This window comes from Bradyrhizobium sp. (assembly GCF_049586575.1).
Classification (GTDB): Bacteria; Pseudomonadota; Alphaproteobacteria; order Rhizobiales; family Xanthobacteraceae; genus Bradyrhizobium.
Map to the genome: position 1 here is coordinate 1 of NZ_JBAVCF010000060.1, position 4,572 is coordinate 4,572.

General features: G+C 59.4%; 3 protein-coding genes and 1 pseudogene. 1 reads left to right on the plus strand and 3 read right to left on the minus strand.

Going from position 1 to position 4,572, the window contains the following annotated elements:
• On the minus strand, positions 1 to 277 hold a 277-nt coding region (locus tag WB528_RS01875), incomplete at its 3' end, for a hypothetical protein (protein ID WP_423886732.1).
• 502 nt (positions 278 to 779) lie between these two features.
• Here WB528_RS01875 and WB528_RS01880 point away from each other — a divergent pair.
• Complete coding sequence (locus tag WB528_RS01880; protein WP_423886734.1) at positions 780 to 2,213, plus strand: DUF6880 family protein; 1,434 nt, start codon at positions 780 to 782, stop codon at positions 2,211 to 2,213.
• A gap of 23 nt (positions 2,214 to 2,236) precedes the next feature.
• Here the strand turns inward: WB528_RS01880 and WB528_RS01885 are convergent, their stop codons facing one another.
• Positions 2,237 to 2,617 carry a hypothetical protein gene (locus WB528_RS01885; protein ID WP_423886733.1) on the minus strand — a complete coding sequence of 127 codons (381 nt, stop codon included), beginning with the start codon at positions 2,615 to 2,617 and terminating at the stop codon, positions 2,237 to 2,239.
• Between the two features lie 17 nt (positions 2,618 to 2,634).
• Positions 2,635 to 4,572: pseudogene (locus WB528_RS01890) on the minus strand (ATP-dependent RecD-like DNA helicase); the annotation flags it as partial.

Here is a 4,572-nt window from a genome sequence, read left to right on the forward strand (position 1 = left end):
ACTTCGGCGCGCAGTGTGACGGCATCGCAAGGGCCGCTATTGAAGCCACGGCGTCGTTTAAGGAGCGAGTGTATTGAGCAGAATTGCGATTGATCGAATTACCAATACTTTCGGTGGTCGAGCCAACGACCTGCGAAGCAATAGCAGGACGTCGCTCGGCCGGGGCGCTCGGACGTGGATAATTTGGCCGAACTCCGGATGCTCGGTCGTCAGATTTTTGCTCGTCGTCATAACCGCCGCGCTTAGGTCCACGGTCGTAGTCTTTGTAACGGCCCATTCGACGCTCGCTAGATTGCAGCAAAAAGAGATATCTCGTTTCCTCCGTGGGCTAAGTCAAGAGGATTGGCGCCTCGCGGTTGAACTCCCTCGTTCCGTCCTCCCGTCAATCGTCGGTGCTCATAGGCATGCGCACTGAACTATTGCAGCAAATTATCGGTCGCGGCATGATTCTGCCATGGGACGTAACCCCGCCGAGCAGCTGTCTGACCTATTCCCGACAGGCTCGGTCGGAGACGCTTCCCCGCCAGCAAAACCACGCCCCCCAGGACCACAGGCCGATACATCTCCGCAGCGGCACGTCTTGTCCAAGAATTGCCCGACAATTTGGGATTTCCCAATCGAATGTGCGGAAGGCGTTGGCAACCAGTGGACCGAAGCAATGAAGGGCTCGCCCTGCAACTAGTAGCGCATCCCAGGGCGCTGACAGGTCCAGCCACTATCTGACGTGGTATTCGGCCGCTCATGGATTTCCCGGTCAGCTGATGGAACGGATGAAGGTAGTGGCTTCCCAGAAAACCTTGAATAAAACGAATCTTGAGGCACTCGGAGCTGAACGCTTGGCCGAATTGCTGATCGAGGTGAGCAGTGGCAACCCTGGCGTAAAACGACGTATTCGCCTTGAGCTCGCCAGCGCGCAGAGTCCGACCGAGGTTGCTAAGGAGATTCGCAAGCGGTTAACGACTATTGCGCGGTCCCGATCCTTCGTTGACTGGCACAATCGAAGAGGCCTGGTCGAAGATCTCGAAACGCAGCGCCGCGCGATTCATCAGGTCGCCGAGGCGGACCCTGCCGAAGGCCTCGAACTGATGTGGCGGTTCATGGCGCTTGCCAATTCGGTGTTCGGGCGCTGCGATGACAGCAGCGGTACCGTCGGCAGTATCTTCCATGCGGCGTGCCGTGATTTCGGCGAAATGGCCCAGGAGGCGAAGGCTTCCCCAGATGAGCTTGCCGATAGAGCGTTTGGCGCACTGATCGATAACGATTATGGCCAGTATGACGAATTGATCACCGTTTTGTCGCCGACGCTTGGACCAAGCGGTCTGAACCAACTGAAGCAACGGTTTATAGGCTTATCCAAGGAGCCGTTGGGAAAGCCGAAGGACAAGGACCGCAAGGTGATCGCCTGGGGAAGCGGCGGTGCCCTCTATGCCGACGATATTTCGGCACGCCATCGCGCGAGTGTCATCCGCCTCGCGTTGGAGGAAATCGCCGATGCGCAAGGCGATGTGGACGCCTACATCGCGCAGCAGAGCGAAGCAGCGAGGACGGTCCCCAAGATTGCCGCTGACATTGCCCAACGCCTTCTCAAGGCGGGTCGCCCCAAGGAGGCGTGGAGCGCGATCAACGCCGTCGATGAAAACAGGACCGGCTGGATCCCGTATGAATGGGAAGAGGTCCGGATTGACGTGATGGAGGCGCTGGGGCGCATGGAGGAAGCCCAGGCATTCCGTTGGCAGTGCTTTGAACGGACGCTCAGCAGCGCCCATCTGTGCGCCTTTCTCAAGCGCCTGCCGGATTTCGAAGACGTCGACGCCGAAGAACGCGCGATGGCAACCGCCCTTCGCGTCTCGGAGGTCCACCAAGCATTGGCATTTCTGGTGTCATGGCCCGCGCTAGAGAAGGCAGCCTCACTGGTGCTGGCACGCGCCAATGAGCTAAACGGCGACCACTACGAGATTCTGTCACCGGCGGCCGACGCGCTCGCAGGGAAGCATCCACTCGCAGCCACCCTGCTCCTTCGCGCAATGATCGATTTTGCCCTTAAGCACAATCGGGTGAAACGATATCGGCATGCGGCCCGTCACCTCGCCGAGTGCGGCAGCCTCGCAAAGGCCGTTCGTGACTTCAGCAATTTCGAGCCGCATGAACGTTACGCTACCCGCCTCAAGCATGAACATGGGCGCAAGACGTCTTTTTGGAGCCTGGTTTCTTGAAGCAAGCGGCGCAGCTCGATCAGTCAAGCAGTGCCAAGCGTGCTCGCTCTCAGTAATTCTTTGATCAGATTGAACTGCCGAGCACGTTCCACGTCTGCGGAGGTGTCCTCAGGAAGGGGGTCGTCGTCGTCCAAAAGAAGGTCTGTGGTTTTCTCGTTTTGCGCCCGCTCAAGGTCTGTCAGGTGGGTTTCAATCTCGTCGGGCGTGAACATTCGCCGCACCTCTGAAACGAACGAAGGCAGTTCTCGTGCAAACTCGCGATGGTGCAAGGAGGCCTCGGCAAAGTTCTGTAATTTCTCGCCGACAATATAGTCGAACGCTGCCTTGAGTCCGAAGCGAGCCCTGATCCCTTTGGTCGCCTCGCATTGCTCAATCCAAATCTGATGCGCTTTCCGCTCACCCATTGCTCATTCCATATTGCTCAACAGTTTTGCGATCTCAGCCATTCACTCAGCTTGGACCAGCGCCGTCGGCCCGAAGCGTTGCGTACGGCGATAGCGATGGCCTTCTTCTGTCCGACCAGCACGACCAGTCTTTTGCCGCGCGTTACGCCAGTGTAAAGAAGATTTCGCTGCAGCATAGCATAATGTTGCGTAAGGACCGGAATGATCACGGCGGGATACTCTGACCCTTGGCTTTTATGAATGGTCGCCGCGTAGGCCGGTACCAGGATGTCAAGTTTGCCAAATCCGTAGGTGACTGGCCGGTCGTCGAAGCGCACAACGATCTCGCTCGCGGACAGTTCAACGTCGAGGATATAGCCGATATCGCCGTTATAGACCTCCTTGTCATAATCGTTCTCGATCTGCATCACCTTGTCGCCTGGCGCAAAGGTCCAGCCGAACCGTTCGACCTTGCGCTCACCAGCGGGATTGAGTGCTGCCTGGAGCTCGATGTTCAGCGAACGAGCGCCGACGCCGCCACGGTTCATCGGGCACAGGACCTGGATATCGCGAATGGGATCGAGGCCGAAGCGCCTGGGAATCCGCGTCTTCATCAGTTCGACGATGCAGCCGACCGCCGTGTCGGGATCATCTGCTTGCACGAAATAAAAGTCGGTCTCGGTCTCGGGCGGGCTCAGGTCCGGCGTCGAGCCTTGGTTGATGCGGTGGGCATTGGTGATGATCCGGCTTTGCGTAGCCTGCCGAAAGACTTCGGTAAGCCGCACGACCGGCAAGGTGCCGGAAGCAATGATGTCCGCCAGCACTTGACCAGGGCCGACCGAAGGAAGCTGGTCGATGTTGCCAACAAGCAAGAGGGCGGCCTTTTCCGGTACCGCCTTCATGAGCGCCTGCATCAGCATGACATCGACCATGGAGGTCTCGTCGACTACCAACAGGTCACAGTCGAGCGGATTGTCGTCACCGCGCTTGAAACCGCCGCCCTTGGGGTCGACTTCGAGCAGCCGGTGGATGGTCTTGGCCTCGAAACCGGTCGCCTCGGTCATGCGCTTTGCCGCCCGGCCGGTCGGAGCGCATAGCAGGAGGCTCACTCCCTTCGCTGCGAGAATGCGCAGAATGGCATTGACGATTGTCGTCTTGCCGACACCTGGACCGCCGGTGATGACCAGCACCTTGGACATCAGTGCGAGCCGGATCGCCGCTACTTGGCTTTCGGCCAGCGCAAGCCCGACACGTTGTTCCGCCCATGGCACCGCCTTGGCGGGATCGATCCAGGGCCAAGGCAGCGTGCCGCTCGCAAGGCGCATCAGGCGTTCCGCGATGGTGCGCTCGGCGCGGTACAGGCCGGCCAGAAACACACACGGCGTTTCGCCAACCGGGTCGGCAACTACCGTGCCTTCCTGTAGTTCGAGGTCGAGGGCGGTGCGGATCAACTGTTGCGGTACCTCGAGCAGCTTCTCAGCTAGGGGCACGAGTTCGTCGGTCGGAAGGCCGCAATGTCCCTCGTCCATCGCCTCAGTCAGCGCATAGGAGATGCCGGCGCGCACCCGCACGATGGCGGTCTTCTCGATGCCGAGCTTCATGGCGATGGCGTCAGCGGTCTTAAAGCCAATGCCGCGTATATCGCGCGCCAGGCGATACGGGTTTTCGGTCATGACCTGGATGGCGTCGGCCCCATAGGTCTTGAATATCCGTACCGCCCGCGCCGTGCCGACGCCATGGCTGTGCAGGAAGACCATGATTTCCCGCACCGCCTTTTGCTCGGCCCAGGCGCAGGCGGTCGGCCTGGGTCTCGATGACCTCGAACACCTTCTCGCCGAAAGCGCGCAGTAGTTTCTTGGCGTAAACCGGACCGACACCGCGGATCATGCCGGAGGAGAGGTACTTCTCGATGCCTTCGACCGACGTGGGCTCTGAGGTCTTGAGGAACCGCGCTTTGAACTGCTGACCATGGGTAC

Coding starts and splice junctions, on each gene's coding strand:
- WB528_RS01885 (WP_423886733.1), bottom strand. CDS start 2,617: ATGGGTGAGCGGAAAGCGCATCAGATTTGGATTGAGCAATGCGAGGCG.